Here is a 17,328-nt window from a genome sequence, read left to right as displayed (position 1 = left end):
CCACTTAACTTTGCTTGAAGTATAAAGGAGCTGTCCAATGCACGATCAACGTCAGCACGTAACAAACAAAAAGAGGCATAAATGCGACCTTAAGATTGATAAACACTAGCGAAAACATTGCGATGGTTAACAGCAACTTTACCGCTTCCCCCCAGTAAAAAGTTTTAATCACTTTTGCAGCTGAACTTGCTCCCGTATGGGAGAAAGCGAGGGTCGCGAATACAAAATTAGGGAGCACAGCAATTGAACCACCTGCTAATGCAGAATAGCCAAACTGAACTCCCCACACGACGAAAAAGAGAATTGAAGCACCCCCAGCCACCGCCGCCTGCATCATCACCAATTTATAGGCTGACCACCGGCCACGACGCGCTAAAACCTTACTCAACTCATCCTCTCCGCATTTATACTTTTTGTTTCGATGACCGGATGACAAATATCCGTATTTATGTCGATGCACAAAAAGCTTGCGAAAGTATACCTTTTCACGCCTTCATTGCAACTTTGAGATAAGGAAAAACAGCACTTTTAACGTGATATAGCGCCAAAACAGTCAAAATCCAAAATTAACATATGTCACAAATTTACATTAAAAACTGTTAATCTACAGACATTAACGAATTTTGCTAAGAATTCCGTCTAATTCAGCCAGATTCTGATAGTTAATTACAATTTTACCCTTCCCCTTACTGCTATGAGCGATCGAAACCTTGGCACCTAATCTTTCAATTAACTGCTGCTCTAAACGACAAACATCTTGATCTTTAGTCGTAGTTTCGACGGGTTTGGGTGGATTTAAGGTTTGATTAATCAATCGTTCAGTTTCGCGAACGGTTAATTCCTTGGCTGCCACTAATCTCGCCAGATTTGTTTGTTCTTCACCCTCAATTGCGAGCAAAGCGCGCGCATGGCCCATATCAATATCGCCATACTCGAGTAAACGCTTAACAGGCTCATTTAAACCGTTTAAACGTAACAAGTTAGATACACTCGCCCGAGATTTTCCCACAACATCGGCGACCTGTTGGTGAGTCAGTTCAAATTCTTGCATTAAACGTTGTAATGCAATGGCTTCTTCCATGGCATTTAAGTCTTCACGCTGAATGTTTTCGATCAAGGCGATAGCAATAGCAGCATCATCGGGAACCGCTTTAACGATACAAGGGATTTTTTCAACACCCGCCAATTGGGAAGCGCGCCAACGGCGCTCACCGGCAATAATCTCATACTGGTTATTGCTAACAGGGCGCACTACAATCGGCTGGATAATGCCTTGATTACAGATGGAATGGGCAAGTTCTTCCAATGCCTCGGGAGACATGTCCTTACGAGGTTGGTATTTTCCCGGCTGTAATAGGTCGAGATCAAGATGGATAAGTTCCTCTTTTTTATCGACAACGACCACTTCTTCCGTGTGTTTTTTACTCGCGGCGTGGCTATTACTCAGTAAGGCATCTAAGCCTTTACCTAACCCTCTTTTCTTTAACGTCATGGTTTTCCTTTACGCTCGCTTAGCCTGAGTTTTCTGTTCGGAACGGCGGATCATCTCACCAGCCAGCGCTAAATATGCTTTAGCTCCCGCGCTCGATTTATCATAATACATAGCGGGTGCACCAAAGCTCGGCGCTTCGGCTAAACGCACGTTACGCGGGATCACAGTGCGATACACCTTATCGCCAAAGTGTTGTTTTAGCTGATCGGACACATCATTTGAAAGACGATTACGCGGATCATACATAGTGCGTAAAATCCCTTCTATCCCAAGACCAGGATTCACCACGGCTGCCAATTTGGTGATGGTATCGATCAAGGCGGTTAAACCTTCCAGTGCAAAGTACTCACACTGCATTGGCACCAGCACAGAATCCGCCGCCGACATAGCATTAACCGTCAACATGTTGAGCGAAGGAGGGCAATCGATAAAGATATAATCGTATTGATCTTTTATCGGCGCGAGCGCATTACGTAAGCGCACTTCACGGGCAAAAAACTCCATGAGTTTGATTTCTGCCGCAGTCACATCGCCATTACTGGCAATTAGATCGTATTTTCCCGTGGTGTCTTTGACCACTATTTCATCGAAGGGCTTTTCTTCTACCAGCAGTTCGTAAGCCGTGTTTTCGACTTCGTATTTATCGACACCGCTGCCCATAGTGGCATTGCCCTGTGGATCAAGATCGATCAGTAGCACTTTACGCTTAGTCGCGGCTAATGAGGCGGCTAAATTGACACAAGTTGTTGTTTTCCCTACGCCACCTTTCTGGTTGGCCACGGCAATTACTTTACCCACAATGTCACCCTGTATGTAAATTCTGGTTTATTGCCTACTTAAAAATCCATTCAAAATGAGGAGCTTTAAGCCTGTTATTCTTTGATTATTTTGAGTAAATGTCTTTGCTCATCGAGTTTTGGCACCTTGAGTTCGATGGTTTCAGTTATCGCAAAGCCAGCGGGGATTTGTTGCATCTCTTCATCACTCAGTTGTCCCTTGAGCGCATAAAATTGCCCATGCTCAGCTGGCAAGTGATGGCACCATGTCAACATATCATGGATTGACGCAAAGGCACGGCTTAGCACACCATCGAACTTTTGCTCAGGTTGATAGGCCTCAACTCGGCTTTCTATCGAACTGATATTATGAATGCCTAATTCGAAGGCTACTTGTTTTTGAAAACGAATGCGTTTACCTAAGCTATCAAGTAGCACAAAAGTTTTACCAGGATTCATAATCGCCAATGGGATGCCAGGCAGTCCAGGACCAGTTCCAACATCAATAAAGCGTTCACCTTGCAGATGTTTTGATACCACTAAGCTGTCCATGATATGACGGACAAGCATGATCTCGGGATCTCTTACTGAGGTTAAGTTATAGGCTTTATTCCATTTGTTGAGCATACCAACAAAATCAAGCAGTTGCTTTTTCTGCTCAGCGGTAGCGGGCAGATTAATTTCGGCTAAATAGGCCTCTAACTGGGCAGATAACACTGAACAACCTCAACAAAAATGCAATGATAAACTCGTCGGCTATTATGAAGCCCTGAAACGTCGAAGGGAAGCCTGAATGCTTCCCTTCTGCGACCAAACTGGCGATTAAGCTAGCTTTTACGCGCTCTTGCGTAATAAACCACGTTTTTTCAGATGTACTAGCAGAATTGAAATAGCTGCTGGGGTGATACCTGAGATACGTGACGCTTGACCAATGGTTTCAGGCTTATGGCTATTTAACTTAGCAATCACCTCATTTGAAAGCCCAGGAACCTCTTTGTAATCAAGGTTCAATGGCAAACCCGTGTTCTCATTACGTACCGCTTTATTGATCTCTTCCTGCTGACGTTGGATATAGCCAGAGTACTTAACTTGGATCTGTACTTGCTCAGCGGCGAGTGGATCGGTAAGACCAGGACCAAAGCCTTCAATCTGCATCAGTTTGTTGTAATCCATTTCTGGACGACGAAGTAATTCTTCAAAAGATGCTTCGCGAGAAATAGGCGTATTCAAGTGCGGATTTAACACTGGCACTAATGGAGAGTTTGGATGGATCCACTGGCTACGTAGACGTTGTAGCTCTAATTCGATCGATTCCAGTTTTTCACTGAAAGACGCCCAGCGCGCATCATCCACCAGACCCAGTTCACGACCTTTTGCGGTTAAACGCAGATCGGCGTTGTCTTCACGCAGCAATAGGCGGTATTCGGCACGGCTGGTAAACATGCGGTAGGGTTCTTTAGTGCCTAACGTCGATAAATCGTCAACCAATACTCCGATGTAAGCTTCATCGCGACGAGGGCACCAAGCTTCTTTGCCTTGAACTTGCAGTGCTGCGTTCATCCCAGCGAGTAAACCTTGGGCGCCAGCTTCTTCATAACCGGTTGTACCGTTGATCTGGCCAGCAAAGAATAATCCATTAATGGTTTTGGTTTCTAACGAGTTTTTAAGATCTCTAGGATCAAAATAATCGTATTCAATCGCGTATCCTGGACGTACGATCTCAGCATTTTCCATCCCTTTGATCGAACGAACCAAATTTAACTGTACATCAAAGGGAAGACTGGTAGAGATCCCGTTAGGGTAAATCTCATTGGTGTTTAAGCCTTCTGGTTCGATAAAGATCTGGTGCGATGATTTATCAGAAAAACGATGGATCTTGTCTTCGATAGAAGGGCAGTAACGTGGGCCGATCCCCTCGATAACACCGGAGTACATTGGGCTTCTATCTAAACCTCCACGAATAATATCGTGGGTTTTTTCATTGGTATGGGTGATCCAACAAGAAATTTGTTTCGGGTGATGGCTCAAATCGCCCATAAATGACATTACAGGTAATGGCGTATCACCTTTTTGTTCTGTCATTTGAGTAAAATCGATGGTATTGGCGTCGATACGTGGTGGTGTACCGGTTTTTAAACGGCCAACACGGATAGGCAACTCGCGTAAACGATGGGCGAGTGCGATAGATGGTGGATCGCCTGCACGACCGCCACTGTAGTTTTCTAACCCTATATGGATCTTACCACTGAGGAAAGTCCCTGCGGTTAATACGACTGCGGCGGCTTCGAAGGCTAGTCCCATCTGGGTAACGACACCGATAACGCGATCATTTTCTACAACAAGATCATCTACAGCTTGTTGGAAAATACGTAAGTTAGGTTGGTTTTGCAGAATATTTTGGATCTTCTGACGATATAACGCGCGATCTGCTTGTGCACGAGTTGCTCTAACCGCTGGGCCTTTACTCGAGTTTAAGGTTCTAAATTGGATCCCTGCATAGTCGGTTGCGATCGCCATTGCACCGCCTAATGCATCGATTTCTTTAACCAAATGACCTTTACCAATGCCACCGATCGCTGGGTTACATGACATTTGTCCTAAAGTATCAAGATTATGCGTTAGCAATAATGTCTTAGAACCCATTCTTGCTGCGGCTAATGCGGCTTCAGTTCCGGCATGACCACCACCAACTACAATAACATCAAACCGTTCATGAAAATGCATGACCTTACCTTTAAAAACTTAAGTGACCCAATGAGAGCCGATCATTTTAGCATTTGCTTTGATTGAGGTGAATGATCATTTTTCGAAAATAGATCCAGTGGATCTGGACTAATAGATCTTAAGATCTTTATATAGATCTTCTTATTATGTTTACTATTAGGATCGCACTTTCCTGTGGGTAAGGCTAATTTCTCTTTTATATCAGTGGTTAATGAGCTTTTGATCCTGTGATCTAACCGAGATCTACTGTCATTAAAGGTGGGGATAGATCCGCTATTTATCCACAGGGTGGATCTTTGAGCGGATCATGATGTGAATAGCACAGAGGTTGATCAGATCTAAATAATAGTTTATCCACAAAAATATACATATAAATAGTTTTTTGTGGATAAATAAGATCTAAACTGTGGGTTGTTTCAGGTATTTTGAAAATGAGGATCTTAAATTTGATCCTGCCATTGTGCCAACCACGCTAAAGCTGGGTCTTCTGGCACAGGATCCTGTTGTACATCGATCTGGATCTTATCCACAAACGCTTTTGCACCGCTATATTCAAGTCCATCAACAAGCTTCTCTGGGCCTTGGCAAAAGGTGTCATAACTCGAATCACCAATGGCACATAATGCGAACTTAATTTGGTGTAGATTTGGTGTATTGAGTAGAACTTCTTTACAAAATGGCTGTAGATTATCGGGAAGATCACCTGCGCCATGGGTTGATGAAACGATGATCCAGAGGGAATAGGGTTGCAGTAAATCCAGTGTTGGACTTAAAAAAGTGTCTACTTCATGCCCTAATTTGGTCAGCTGAGCCTGCATTTCATCTGCAATATATTCGCTGCTGCCGAGGGTGGTACCGACTAATATAGCAATTTTGGTCATTGTTACTGCTCTCTGTGGTCGTTAATTTTCTATCATTTTTGGGGCTTACATCTACTTAGCGTATTTTGTTGTATAAATTTAGCCAATATTGATTCGCAGTCTGTTAGTATCCTTGGCTGCAATCTTGGTTTTATACCGATAACCTTAAGTTTTTTATAACAATTATAATAGGATAACAGATGACTACACCTGTTGATGCGCCAAAATGGCCACGTCAAATCCCCTATATTATTGCCAGTGAAGCTTGTGAGCGTTTCAGCTTTTACGGCATGCGCAACATTCTAACACCTTTCTTAATGACAGCACTTTTGCTGTCCATTCCGGAGGATCTCCGTGGCGCTGTGGCTAAGGATGTGTTCCATTCCTTTGTAATTGGTGTGTACTTTTTCCCATTATTGGGTGGCTGGATTGCGGATAGATTTTTTGGTAAGTACAACACCATTCTTTGGTTAAGCTTACTTTATTGCGTGGGCCATGCTTTTTTGGCGATTTTTGAGCACAGTGTACAAGGTTTTTATACGGGGTTATTTTTAATTGCTTTAGGTTCTGGTGGGATAAAACCTTTAGTTTCTTCCTTTATGGGCGATCAATTTGATCAGACTAATAAGTCATTGGCTCAAAAAGCCTTTGATATGTTCTACTTTACTATCAACTTTGGTTCTTTCTTCGCATCCTTATCTATGCCATTGTTACTTAAAAACTTTGGTGCCGCTGTTGCTTTCGGGATCCCCGGCGTGCTGATGTTTATTGCGACGGTATTTTTCTGGTTAGGTCGTAAGCGTTATGTGCATATGCCACCAGAACCAAAGGATCCCCATGGTTTTTTACCTGTGATCCGCAGCGCCTTGCTTACTAAAGTGGAAGGTAAGGGAAATATCGGTTTAGTGTTGGCACTAATTGGTGGGATATCTGCTGCCTATGCGCTGGTGAATATCCCAACTCTAGGAATCGTCGCGGGCCTTTGTAGTGCTATGGTGCTACTGATGGGGTTTGTAGGGGCTGGCGCTTCATTACAACTTGAGCGTGCTCGAAGCTGTCATCCTGATATTGCGGTAGATGGTGTACGTTCAGTCCTTCGAATTTTGGTTTTATTTGCGTTGGTTACCCCATTTTGGTCGTTATTCGATCAAAAGGCTTCGACTTGGATTTTGCAGGCCAATGATATGGTTAAACCTTCGTGGTTTGAACCTGCAATGATGCAGGCTTTAAATCCACTGTTAGTGATGCTATTGATCCCATTCAATAACTTTGTGTTATACCCCGCGATTGAGCGTATGGGGATTAAGTTAACCGCATTACGTAAAATGGGGGCGGGGATTGCCATTACTGGATTGAGTTGGATTGTGGTGGGGACGATTCAATTGATGATGGATGGTGGTTCAGCACTTTCGATCTTCTGGCAAATTCTACCTTACGCTTTGCTGACTTTTGGTGAAGTTCTGGTTTCGGCGACAGGATTAGAGTTTGCCTATAGCCAAGCGCCTAAAGCGATGAAAGGGACTATCATGAGTTTTTGGACGCTTTCCGTTACCGTTGGTAACCTCTGGGTATTGCTTGCCAATGTGAGTGTTAAAAGTCCTGCTGTGACTGAGCAAATAATGCAAACGGGGATGAGCGTGACGGCATTCCAAATGTTTTTCTTTGCGGGTTTTGCTATTTTGGCGGCATTAGTGTTTGCACTGTATGCCCGTTCATACCAAATGCAAGATCACTACCGGCAGGTATGATTGAGCTGATATTTTTTGGTTAAGATGTTTAAATTTTGGTAATTCATTGGTTTAAGCCAATGATGCTGCAAAATGCCAGCCAATTTCAGCCCTAAATTGGCTGGCAAACATATGCTATTTAACCTCAGATCGGGTTAATAGATGAATAAACGCACCAGCCGCTTATGTGCAACTAAAATCAATCCCAATCGACTGATTGTGATATCAGTTACTCCATTTTTGTACTTAACAAAGTATGTAAGATTGGTAAATCAACGTGTCTTTTAGCGGTTATGGCATAAAAACTTTCAGTCACACAATCTAAGGCCGCGTAGTTTTTCAATAGTCCCGCTTGAATCTCATCTTGTACAACCACTTCAGGTACTACGGCCACCGCACCCGAATCCCGTGCTAATAGTCTGAGCATCGCCATATCATCGACTTCTGCATAAGGGGTTAGTGAGAGCCCATGTTGCTCGCAGTACAAATCAAATTGCCTACGAATATCACTGTCGGGGCCAGGTAATAGTAATTTTACTTTTATTAGATCCTCTGGAAAGCGTAATGCATTGAATTCCGCTTTATTTGGGCCGACTAAGCATACGCCTTGCTGAGCAATTAATTTACAGCGCCAAGGGGTTGAAGAGTCCGAAGCTACAGGGCGATTTGAGAGGATCAAATCTAATTTATGTACACGCAATTGTTCGAGAAGATCATCAAAGTTGGATGATTTTAAAGCAAGTTTGACGTTATTTAATTTAATGACCGGGCGTAATAAGTTTTCTTGGAAATTGCGTGAAAGGGTCGCTACTGCACCTATTCTTAGTAGCTGGAGCCTTTGGTGCTCGCCATTTTCCATAACTGAAAGCAATTCGTGACCTAAATTAAAAATTCCTTCAGCGTACTCGAGAACGAGATGCCCAACCTCTGTCAGTAATAATGCCCGGCCCTGACGGTGAAACAGTTCATGCCCTAGTTGTTCCTCTAACTGTTTGATCTGGGATGATAAAGCCGATTGTGAAATGTTTAGCCTCTGGGAGGCTCGAGTTAAATGTCCTTCTTTAGCGACAGTCCAGAAGTAATGTAGATGGTGAAAATTGAGGTTTCTCATAGAATCGTTCACTTATATAGAACGTTATGTGAATATCTATCTATTTTACATCCCATCACTGATACGGCAACAATAGCCTTCCTTATTCAGCGTCGTTATCGCGTTGTAGAGAATATTGAGTAAGGCTAGGTTTGCTTAAAGTTAAGAATTACCCCCCTCACTTCAGGAGTGAGTATTCATCATGGATCATCAATCACATTATAAAATGCCAAAGCGAATTGCCTTGTTAAGCAAACATGGCAAGGCGGCACAAATTGTGCCAATTCTGTCGCCACTTGGGATTGAAATTGTCGCAACGGATGCATTTGATACCGACATGCTGGGCACCTTTTCTGGAGAAGTTGAGCGTACGCTTTCACCACTAGAGTGCGCTAAGAAAAAAGCGCGACTTGCCTGTGAGCTAACAGGTCTAGAGGCGGGGTTAGGCAGCGAAGGTAGTTTTGGGGGAGGGCCTTTGCCAGGAATAATGGATTGGGATACGGAGCTGATCGTACTGCATGATGCAAGGCAAAATATTGATATCGTAGCGAATGTATCTGGTCCGGTAAGCTTGCAAAGTTACCAAGGGGATGATGTTAGTGCACTTAGTGCGGCGTTATCTGGTGCTGAAGAGGGTCAAGCGTGGATAGTTAAGGTTGATGGCCATACGATCAAAGGTGTAGCCAATCTAGATATGTTGCTGGCCACATTAGAAGCGATGAATCTAGGGCCTGAAAATGGTCGTTTTGCTTGCCCAATTGATGTCGCTCCAGACCTTCGCGCGATGCATTCTCCGCTGCGGCAGCAATATATTATCAAGGCCGCACTGCAACTGGTTGAGCGCCTTCAAACACATTGCCCACAATGTCATCAAGCGGATTTCTGGCTGCGCGATCGCATCGTGGGTTTGCCTTGCCGCGAGTGTGGTACGCCAACAGATCTCGCTAAAGCTTTTATCCGTCAATGTCTTCACTGCCAATATCAACAAATTGAAACCAAAGAGGAGAGTGTGGCTGATCCTTATCGTTGCCACTGGTGTAATCCATGAGAACAGAAAGACTTAATGCGCTGAATCCTGCTGATTTACAACGTGCGGGAGAGTTGCTAATTGCGGGCGAACTAGTCGCAGTACCGACTGAAACTGTCTACGGGCTCGCGGCGGATGCCAGCAACCCTGAAGCGGTTGAAAAGATTTTTTTGGCTAAACAACGTCCTAGAAATCATCCACTCATAACTCATATTGGCAGCATCGAACAGCTTTCTCGTTGGGTTAACGTTATTCCAGATTGGGTTGCACCACTTGCCGAGGCGTTTTGGCCTGGGCCGCTGACACTTATCTTTGAGCGTCATCCCTCGGTTTCGGATGTCATAACTGGTGGATTGCCCAGTATTGCGATAAGAATGCCTGATCATCCGGTGCTTTTATCACTACTGCAACAGTTCAATATTGCCGTTGCAGCTCCATCTGCAAACTTACATAAAAAACTCAGCCCGACTAGTGCTGAGCAAGTATTGAGTGGGCTTGATGGAAGGATTGCTGCTGTACTCGATGGTGGCATTTGCAGTGTGGGTACTGAGTCGACTATTTTACGGATCAGTGAAAATCAAGCTGAGATTTTGCGAAGTGGTCCATTATCCGCGAGGGATTTTCAGCCCTACTTACCGTTCCCCGTTATTACGCCTGAATGCCATCAAGAAGCTATTTCTGGCAATATGAAAGTCCATTATCAACCTAATGCCAAAGTCGTAATTTGTGCTGCTTCACTCGCAACGCAATTTTATGCAGAGCCTGAAGCTACGGGGATATTGGGATATTCTGCACAGATGGAAAATATCCATTGCCAACATAAGCTGATATTACCGAACAACCACCAAGGATATCGACAAGCACTTTATGCCTCTCTTTACGCATTAGACCTAAAGGGGATTAAAACACTTTTGGTTGAAGCGCCACCTCGTCTTGAGGAGTGGGCTGATATTTGGGATCGATTAAACCGCGCTGCTGCGGAATAGTTTCTCTGTGGTCAGTATTGCAGTTTTTTGCAAAAAAATGCCCCTCGTTAAAATGTTAACGAGGGGCATATGTTTTTTGGGTAGCAACCTTTTAATCATCAATTAAATATTTAAAAATCATAATATGGATTTTAATTTATCGGATGCGTTTTACTCTTTTACTTCCCTATAGAGAAACTAAAAATATAAAACTACTCAAAGTGTTAGAAAGCTATTGGTGCACATGTGAAGTGCAACCTTTTATTAGGTTTTGCCATGGAGGAATCAATTCTTGGGGATTTTCAGCATTTAAAAAGTGGGATATCTGGGAAAGTAGGAAATAATAAATAGACTTTTGATTAATTAGCTTGAAACCTTTTATTTTTAAATAATTTATTATTCTTTAGCCGTACAACAACATGCTAGTAGTAAGCCAGCCGTTGTTAGGACTAGCCTACTACTATTCCGTGGGGAGCGTAGTAGTCTAAACTGAGTACACGTGTATAGGTGTTTATCCTTTGGCCGTTTTGAAATTATTACGTCTTACTAGCTTGGTATTAATGCGCTCTTGTGTGCCTATGACAAAGACAAAAAAGATAGGAACAAAGAATATTGCTAGTATGGTTCCGCTAAGCATACCGCCGAAAACGCCGGTGCCAATAGCGTGTTGAGTTTCTGCACTCGCGCCGCTTGCAAGCATCAAAGGGACGACGCCAAGGGTGAAGGCTAGCGAAGTCATCAAGATTGGACGCAGACGCAGCCGTGCAGCGGTTACTGCTGCATCGACCAAACTGCGTCCCTCGGCGTGTAATTGGCGGGCAAATTCGACGATAAGGATGGCGTTTTTCGCTGATAGGCCAATTATGGTAATCATCCCCACCTTGAAAAACACGTCATTAGGCATGCCTCGTAGCATAACAGCTACCACGGCTCCGATGAGTCCCAGCGGAACTACCAGCATTACCGATAGCGGAATCGACCAGCTTTCGTACAGTGCAGCAAGAACTAAAAATACCACCAGCGCAGACAACAACATAAGCAGCGGCGCCTGTGCAGCCGATTGGCGTTCCTGTAATGATGCCCCTGTCCACGCTATCGCATAGCCTAGTGGTAACTGTGCCACTAGGCGTTCCATTTCTGCCATGGAGGCTCCGCTGGAAACACCTGGCGCAGCACCTCCCGAAATTCGTACTGCCGGAAAGCCTTGAAAGCGCATCATTTGCTGTGGCGATTCACTCCATTTGGGTGTCACTACCTCCCGCAGAGGTACCATGCCACCGCTAGTATTACGCACCCGCAGGCTTAGCACGTCATCTAGCTGCATACGTGCAGACGCTTCCGCTTGCAGAATGACTTGTTGCATACGTCCATTATTCGGAAAATCATTGACATACTGTGATCCCATGGCTGCCGAAAGCGTGCTGCTTACCGCTGCGAAAGACAGGCCCATAGCCTCGGCTTTTGGTCGATTTATATCTAGGTTAATGCTTTCACCGGGCGGTAAACCATCTGGGTAGACATTGCTAACCACCTTGCTTTGAGCCGCTAACTCGAGCAGTTGCGCCTGTGCAGCAAGTAACGCCGTTTCACCACGGTTGGCTCTATCTTGCAGGTATAGAGTGAAGCCTGATGAAGTCCCCAGCTCGTCGATGGCAGGTGGCATCAGGCTCATGACAGTGCCTTCGACGTTATTTGCCATAGCTTGTTGTGCAAGTTCTGCTTCCTCTGCCGCTGTGGCACCATTACGTTTATCCCAATCTTTGAGCATAGTGAAAGCCATGGCAGCGTTTGGGCCTGAGCCTGCAAAGCTAAAGCCCTGTACTACCATATTGGTATCCAATGTTGGGCGAGTAGCTACGTGTGCTTCATATTTTTTTACCACTTCTAGTGTACGTTCGCTTGTTGCGCCAGTGGGTAATTGAATAGAGGTCATGAAGTAGCCTTGATCTTCGTCGGGTAGGAAGGACGAAGGTAATTCCTTAACCGCTAATACGAGTACAGCGCAGATCACTGCAAATGCTGCCATCATTCGCCCGCTACGCCCTACCAAGTGTACTAACCGTGCACTGTAACGAGTCGTCAAGCGTTCGAAGGCGCGGTTAAAAGCACCAAAAAATCCGCTTTTGTGTTGGTGATCTGCACTGACAGGATGCAATAGTGTCGAACATAGGGCTGGAGTTAAAGACAGGGCGAGGAAGGCTGAAATTAAGATCGACACCGCCATAGCCAAACTAAATTGTTGATAGATAACGCCTACCGAGCCGCTACCAAAGGCCATGGGAATAAACACAGCCGTTAGCACTAAGGTTATACCTATTACCGCACCAGTAATTTCCTTCATCGCCCGTGAGGTCGCTTCTTTGGGAGATAACCCTTGGGTCGCCATCAGCCGTTCCACGCTTTCAACCACCACAATAGCGTCGTCAACAATAATGCCAATGGCCAATACCATGCCAAACATAGTCAGCGAATTTATTGAAAAACCCGCCAGCAACATTACGGCAAAGGTGCCGAGCAATGCGATGGGGGCGACGATGGCTGGAATTAGTGTGTAGCGCAGCTTCTGCAAGAACAGGAACATGACCAGAAACACTAAGCCCATAGCTTCAAACAGGGTATAGATTACTTTTTTGATAGACACTTTGACGAAAGGTGCTGTGTCGAAGGGCACTGAATAGCTTATGCCTGAGGGCATGCTGGTTGCTAGTTCGGCTAAGCGTTCTCGCACTGCTGAAGCGGTGCGAACGGCGTTGGCGCCTGGGGATAGTTGAATCGCGGCACTGGTTGCCGTTACACCATTCTCACGGTTCGAAAAACCATAGGACTGAGCGCCCAGCTCAACTCTAGCCACATCAGCCAACACCAATTTGGCGCCATCGACACTGGAACGTAGGGCAATAGCGGCGAACTCCTCGGGTGTGGTCAGTTGTCCTTGTACGGTCAATGGGACTGTTAGGCGTTGTCCGGGTAAGGCTGGCTCATCACCGAGTCGGCCTGGGGCGATTTGTGCGTTCTGCTGTTCAATCGCCAGACTAAGGTCGTTCATTGTCAGGCCATAGGCGGTGAGTTTATTGGGGTCAACCCAGACACGCATGGCTTGCTCTGCACCAAATAATTGCACTCGTCCCACACCGTCGATTCGGCGTAGTTCCTCGACAACATTTCGCGCCAAATAGTCGTTTAGCGCGACTTCGTCGAATTGACCATTAGGTGACGTCATGCCAATCATCATCAGAAAGCTCGATGCTGCCGACTCAACCTGCAGACCGCTCTGCCGTACGACTTGAGGTAAGCGTGGTTCGACTGCCTTAATGCGATTTTGCACATCAACTTGGGCAAGTTCCGCATCTGTGCCCGGTTTGAAGGTGGCGGTAATTTGTGCACTTCCTGAGCTGTCAACTGATGATTCAAAGTACAGTAGGTTTTTTACCCCCGATAGTTCACGCTCGACAAGGCTTATCACAGAGTCATTAAGTGTTTGTGGCGTGGCTCCTGGATAAGCGGCATAAATGCTTACCGACACGGGGGCAACCGAAGGGTAGCGAGAGATAGGTAATTGCGGAATCGAGATGACACCAATCAGTACGATAAAGAGGGCTATCACCCATGCAAATACTGGGCGGTTAATAAAAAACTGTGGCATGGTATGTCTCCAAATCAGCGCACATCGGCACTTAATTGCTGCTCTGCTGTGGGTTGCCAAAGCCGAGCATGAACCTGCGCATCAGGACTTAGGCGTTCGATGCCTTCAACGACTATCTGCTGGCCAGCAGATAGTCCTGATATCACACGGTAGCGGCCTGCCACTAGCTCATCGACTTTAATTGCTACTGGATGTACCTTGCCCTCCGCATTGAGTACCCATACTTGGGGTTGACCCGCCTTACGGGTGACCGTCTGTTGTGGCACTCTCAGAGTGGAAGAATAGTAAGTCTTTGGAACCCGAGCTTTTACAAAAAGACCGGGCAATAGGCGATGTTGTGGATTATCAACGAGTACACGCAGCAGTACATCGCCGGTACCTGTATCCACCTCGGAGCCCGAAAATAAGATATGACCTTTCATGCCAAGAGACTCACCGCTGCTGCTCAGGATCTCTACGCTTAACTTTGGGTTAGCTTCGTTTGCTTGCTGACGCATGCTGTCTAACATAGATGCTGGCAGTCGAACATCGACATACACTTGGTCAATTTGTTGGATCCTCGCCATTGGTGTGGTATCAGTCGGTGATACTAAGGCTCCTTCACTCACTAAGGCTTGATCAATTTGCCCTGAGATAGGGGCTTTGACGCTGGCAAATTCTAAATCTAACTGGCGCCGCGTAAGTGTCGCTTGGGATTGGGCGACATCTGCTGCGGCTTGATCGCGCAGGGAAATTGCATCATCAAACATTTGTTGGCTAACCGCTTCGGTTTTTAACAGGGAGGCCAAGCGTGCCGTTTCCTGGCGAGAACGAACCAATACGGCTTCGGCTCGTTGCAAGGCGGCTGCCGCAATAGCAACATCGGCTTTAAATTGTGCAGGATCAATCTGGAATAGCACTGTGCCAGATGTTACCTCGCTGCCTTGCTCGAACAGACGATGTTGAACTATGCCGCTAACTTGCGCGCGGATCTCTGCACTGCGAACAGCAACAACGCGACCAGGTAGATCTTCTGTGACCAATAGTGCTTCGTTATCCAGTGTGATTACAGAAACCTGGATTAGAGAGGGGGTATTTTCCTCCTGCTCCGCGGAGTCGCAACCCATCGATCCCATTACGGCAATTCCTACCAAGAGTACCAAGTTTAAATGCCGTTTTTTGCTGAACATAACCAACTCTCCTCTATTTGCTACGTTCTCACTGATGACATTGACCAATGCTTGAGAACTCACTGAATTATGACGAGTCGCTATTGCGAATTATTCGAGGCTTTGTGGAGAATGTGTGGAGGGAGTGATAAAGTTCTTCAATTTCAGCCTTAGAGCTATTTATGTCCAATCTCAATGCCACAAAAAGTCAGATGACTTCGGCACTTGTACTGATTGCCGAAGATGAAGCCGAGATTGCCGAGATTCTGATTGCCTATTTACAGCGAAGTGGGCTGCGAACTCAACACGCTACGGATGGTATTCAAGCATTAGCCATGCACGGTACATTTAAGCCCGATCTGTTGTTGCTTGATGTACAGATGCCTAATCTCGATGGCTGGAAGGTATTGAATGAAATTCGTTCCCGTGGCGATACACCAGTGATCATGCTCACCGCGCTTGACCAAGATATCGATAAGTTAATGGGGTTACGCCTCGGTGCCGATGACTATGTGGTTAAACCTTTCAATCCTGCTGAGGTGGTCGCTAGGGTTCAAGCTGTTTTGCGACGCGTCCGAATTAACCCGTCTACCAATAGCCAAATATTGCGCGTCGGCCAGTTTCAAATCGACTTAGACAGTCACGAGGCCAGCGTGAACTTGAAAGGTCAGCAGCAAATACTCGATCTGACACTCACTGAATTTAAACTGTTAGCCTGTCTGATGCGGGCGCCAAAACGTGTTTTTAGCCGTGAGGAGCTACTTATTAATTGCTTGCCCGAAGGTGATACTCAGGAACGCACTGTAGATAGTCATATCAGTAAGCTGCGTAAAAAACTTGAAGCCCTTAATATTCAAGGAGTACCGCTCAGCGTCTGGGGGGTTGGCTATCGCTTTGGTGGTGAAGTATGAAGCAATCACCAGGCTTACGCAGACAAATTATTCAATCCTTAGCAGTGATGACGCTAGGGATTATTTTCCTATCGGTATTTGGTTCCTATGTTTTCTATGCTATTGCGGTGACCTACTTGCCTGGCAGCATCTCTGAAACTTGGATGCCTTCTCGGATGGAGATGATCTGGATTGTTTGCACTATCGCCGCCGCATTGGGGATGTCGCTTTTTGTTGCTGTTCGTCTGTCTCGGCGAATCCTCAATCCGTTGAATTCTGTGGCATATAGCCTACGCGAAGTCGCTCTAGGTAAACTCAACGCACGCGCAAAAATGGATCAAGATACTATGGGAGAAACCGCGCAACTGGTCAGTGACTTTAATGCGATGGCTGAGCGATTAGAGTGTATGACCCGCGAGCGGGAGTTTTGGAATGCGGCTATTGCCCATGAGCTTCGCACTCCGGTCACCATTTTGCGTGGTCGATTACAGGGCTTAGCGGAAGGTGTTTTTAGTCCTAATAGTGAGTTGTTCGAGGGATTGTTACGGCAGGTCGAAGGCTTAAATCACCTGATAGAAGATTTACGAGTGCTGAGCCTTAACGACAGTGGCCACTTAGAGTTACATCGTGTAGAGGTTTGTTTAGCGGATGAACTTAGTACTGTGATTGAGACCTTTGCAGCGGCTTTAGATGCCAGAGGACTCAAACTTAAGTTGGAACTCGATTCTAGCCTTCAAGTTTACTGTGATGCCATCCGTATCCGTCAGGTGCTAATCGCACTACTAGAAAATGCTCGCCAGCATGCAGATCCCGGCGAGTTAACCGTGCGGCTCTATCATTCGGATGATAATTGCTATCTAACCGACTTTCCGCACCTGATTTAGGAATAAATTTGCCGATACCGTTCGCCTAACACGTCGAGAATGATCTGCTGGTCCACTGTGAGTCCTGTGACTTGAGGTGGCGCCTCTCCCAACTGGGACTCG

Annotated in this window: 14 protein-coding genes; 5 read left to right on the top strand and 9 right to left on the bottom strand. The window is 45.7% G+C overall.

Annotated elements, in window-relative coordinates; genetic code table 11:
* Positions 1 to 4 precede the first annotated feature (4 nt).
* From AEA42_RS04100 to mioC, 6 genes are all read right to left on the bottom strand, one after another.
* Positions 5 to 388, bottom strand: a complete 384-nt coding sequence (locus AEA42_RS04100) for an ATP synthase subunit I (RefSeq protein WP_011074336.1) — start codon at positions 386 to 388, stop codon at positions 5 to 7.
* Positions 389 to 613: 225 nt separating this feature from the next.
* Positions 614 to 1,492 (bottom strand): ParB/RepB/Spo0J family partition protein, encoded by an 879-nt coding sequence (locus AEA42_RS04095; protein WP_055647040.1) that lies wholly within the window; start codon positions 1,490 to 1,492, stop codon positions 614 to 616.
* A gap of 9 nt (positions 1,493 to 1,501) precedes the next feature.
* Positions 1,502 to 2,290 (bottom strand): ParA family protein, encoded by a 789-nt coding sequence (locus AEA42_RS04090; RefSeq protein WP_011718840.1) that lies wholly within the window; start codon positions 2,288 to 2,290, stop codon positions 1,502 to 1,504.
* Between the two features lie 74 nt (positions 2,291 to 2,364).
* A complete protein-coding gene (rsmG, locus tag AEA42_RS04085) occupies positions 2,365 to 2,985 on the bottom strand; it encodes a 16S rRNA (guanine(527)-N(7))-methyltransferase RsmG (protein ID WP_037413444.1) in 621 nt (206 codons plus the stop codon).
* A 117-nt stretch (positions 2,986 to 3,102) separates the two neighbouring features.
* Entirely contained in the window at positions 3,103 to 4,992 is a 1,890-nt protein-coding gene (mnmG, locus tag AEA42_RS04080) for a tRNA uridine-5-carboxymethylaminomethyl(34) synthesis enzyme MnmG (protein WP_037413447.1), read from the bottom strand.
* Between the two features lie 440 nt (positions 4,993 to 5,432).
* Positions 5,433 to 5,873: an FMN-binding protein MioC gene (gene mioC / locus AEA42_RS04075; protein ID WP_037429343.1), complete on the bottom strand. Its 441-nt coding sequence runs from the start codon at positions 5,871 to 5,873 to the stop codon at positions 5,433 to 5,435.
* 179 nt (positions 5,874 to 6,052) lie between these two features.
* Here mioC and AEA42_RS04070 point away from each other — a divergent pair, with 179 nt between their 5' ends.
* Positions 6,053 to 7,600 (top strand): POT family MFS transporter, encoded by a 1,548-nt coding sequence (locus AEA42_RS04070; RefSeq protein WP_037429342.1) that lies wholly within the window; start codon positions 6,053 to 6,055, stop codon positions 7,598 to 7,600.
* Between the two features lie 208 nt (positions 7,601 to 7,808).
* Here AEA42_RS04070 and AEA42_RS04065 read toward each other — a convergent pair whose 3' ends face one another.
* Positions 7,809 to 8,690, bottom strand: coding sequence for a LysR family transcriptional regulator (locus tag AEA42_RS04065; protein ID WP_055647039.1), 882 nt, complete (start codon positions 8,688 to 8,690; stop codon positions 7,809 to 7,811).
* Between the two features lie 181 nt (positions 8,691 to 8,871).
* On the opposite strand from AEA42_RS04065, the gene AEA42_RS04060 reads away from it, so the two are divergent.
* Complete coding sequence (locus AEA42_RS04060; protein ID WP_050991376.1) at positions 8,872 to 9,717, top strand: DUF6671 family protein; 846 nt, start codon at positions 8,872 to 8,874, stop codon at positions 9,715 to 9,717.
* On the top strand, positions 9,714 to 10,682 hold the full coding sequence (locus AEA42_RS04055) for an L-threonylcarbamoyladenylate synthase (RefSeq protein WP_055647038.1): 969 nt from the start codon (positions 9,714 to 9,716) through the stop codon (positions 10,680 to 10,682). The genes AEA42_RS04060 and AEA42_RS04055 overlap by 4 nt, the downstream gene beginning before the upstream one ends.
* A 490-nt stretch (positions 10,683 to 11,172) precedes the next feature.
* Here the strand turns inward: AEA42_RS04055 and AEA42_RS04050 are convergent, their stop codons facing one another.
* The gene (locus tag AEA42_RS04050) at positions 11,173 to 14,304 is read right to left on the bottom strand and encodes a multidrug efflux RND transporter permease subunit (RefSeq protein WP_055647037.1); all 3,132 of its coding nucleotides are present in this window, start codon (positions 14,302 to 14,304) and stop codon (positions 11,173 to 11,175) included.
* A gap of 14 nt (positions 14,305 to 14,318) precedes the next feature.
* The gene (locus AEA42_RS04045; protein ID WP_055647036.1) at positions 14,319 to 15,473 is read right to left on the bottom strand and encodes an efflux RND transporter periplasmic adaptor subunit; all 1,155 of its coding nucleotides are present in this window, start codon (positions 15,471 to 15,473) and stop codon (positions 14,319 to 14,321) included.
* A gap of 161 nt (positions 15,474 to 15,634) precedes the next feature.
* Between AEA42_RS04045 and AEA42_RS04040 the strand changes: the two genes are divergently transcribed.
* Complete coding sequence (locus AEA42_RS04040; protein WP_037429336.1) at positions 15,635 to 16,363, top strand: response regulator; 729 nt, start codon at positions 15,635 to 15,637, stop codon at positions 16,361 to 16,363.
* Positions 16,360 to 17,226: a histidine kinase dimerization/phospho-acceptor domain-containing protein gene (locus AEA42_RS04035; RefSeq protein ID WP_231640353.1), complete on the top strand. Its 867-nt coding sequence runs from the start codon at positions 16,360 to 16,362 to the stop codon at positions 17,224 to 17,226. The genes AEA42_RS04040 and AEA42_RS04035 overlap by 4 nt, the downstream gene beginning before the upstream one ends.
* The last annotated feature ends 102 nt before the right edge of the window (positions 17,227 to 17,328 follow it).

Source organism: Shewanella sp. Sh95 (genome assembly GCF_001308045.1).
GTDB classification, from domain to species: domain Bacteria; phylum Pseudomonadota; class Gammaproteobacteria; order Enterobacterales; family Shewanellaceae; genus Shewanella; species Shewanella xiamenensis.
This window is presented reverse-complemented; position numbering and strand designations above follow the sequence as displayed.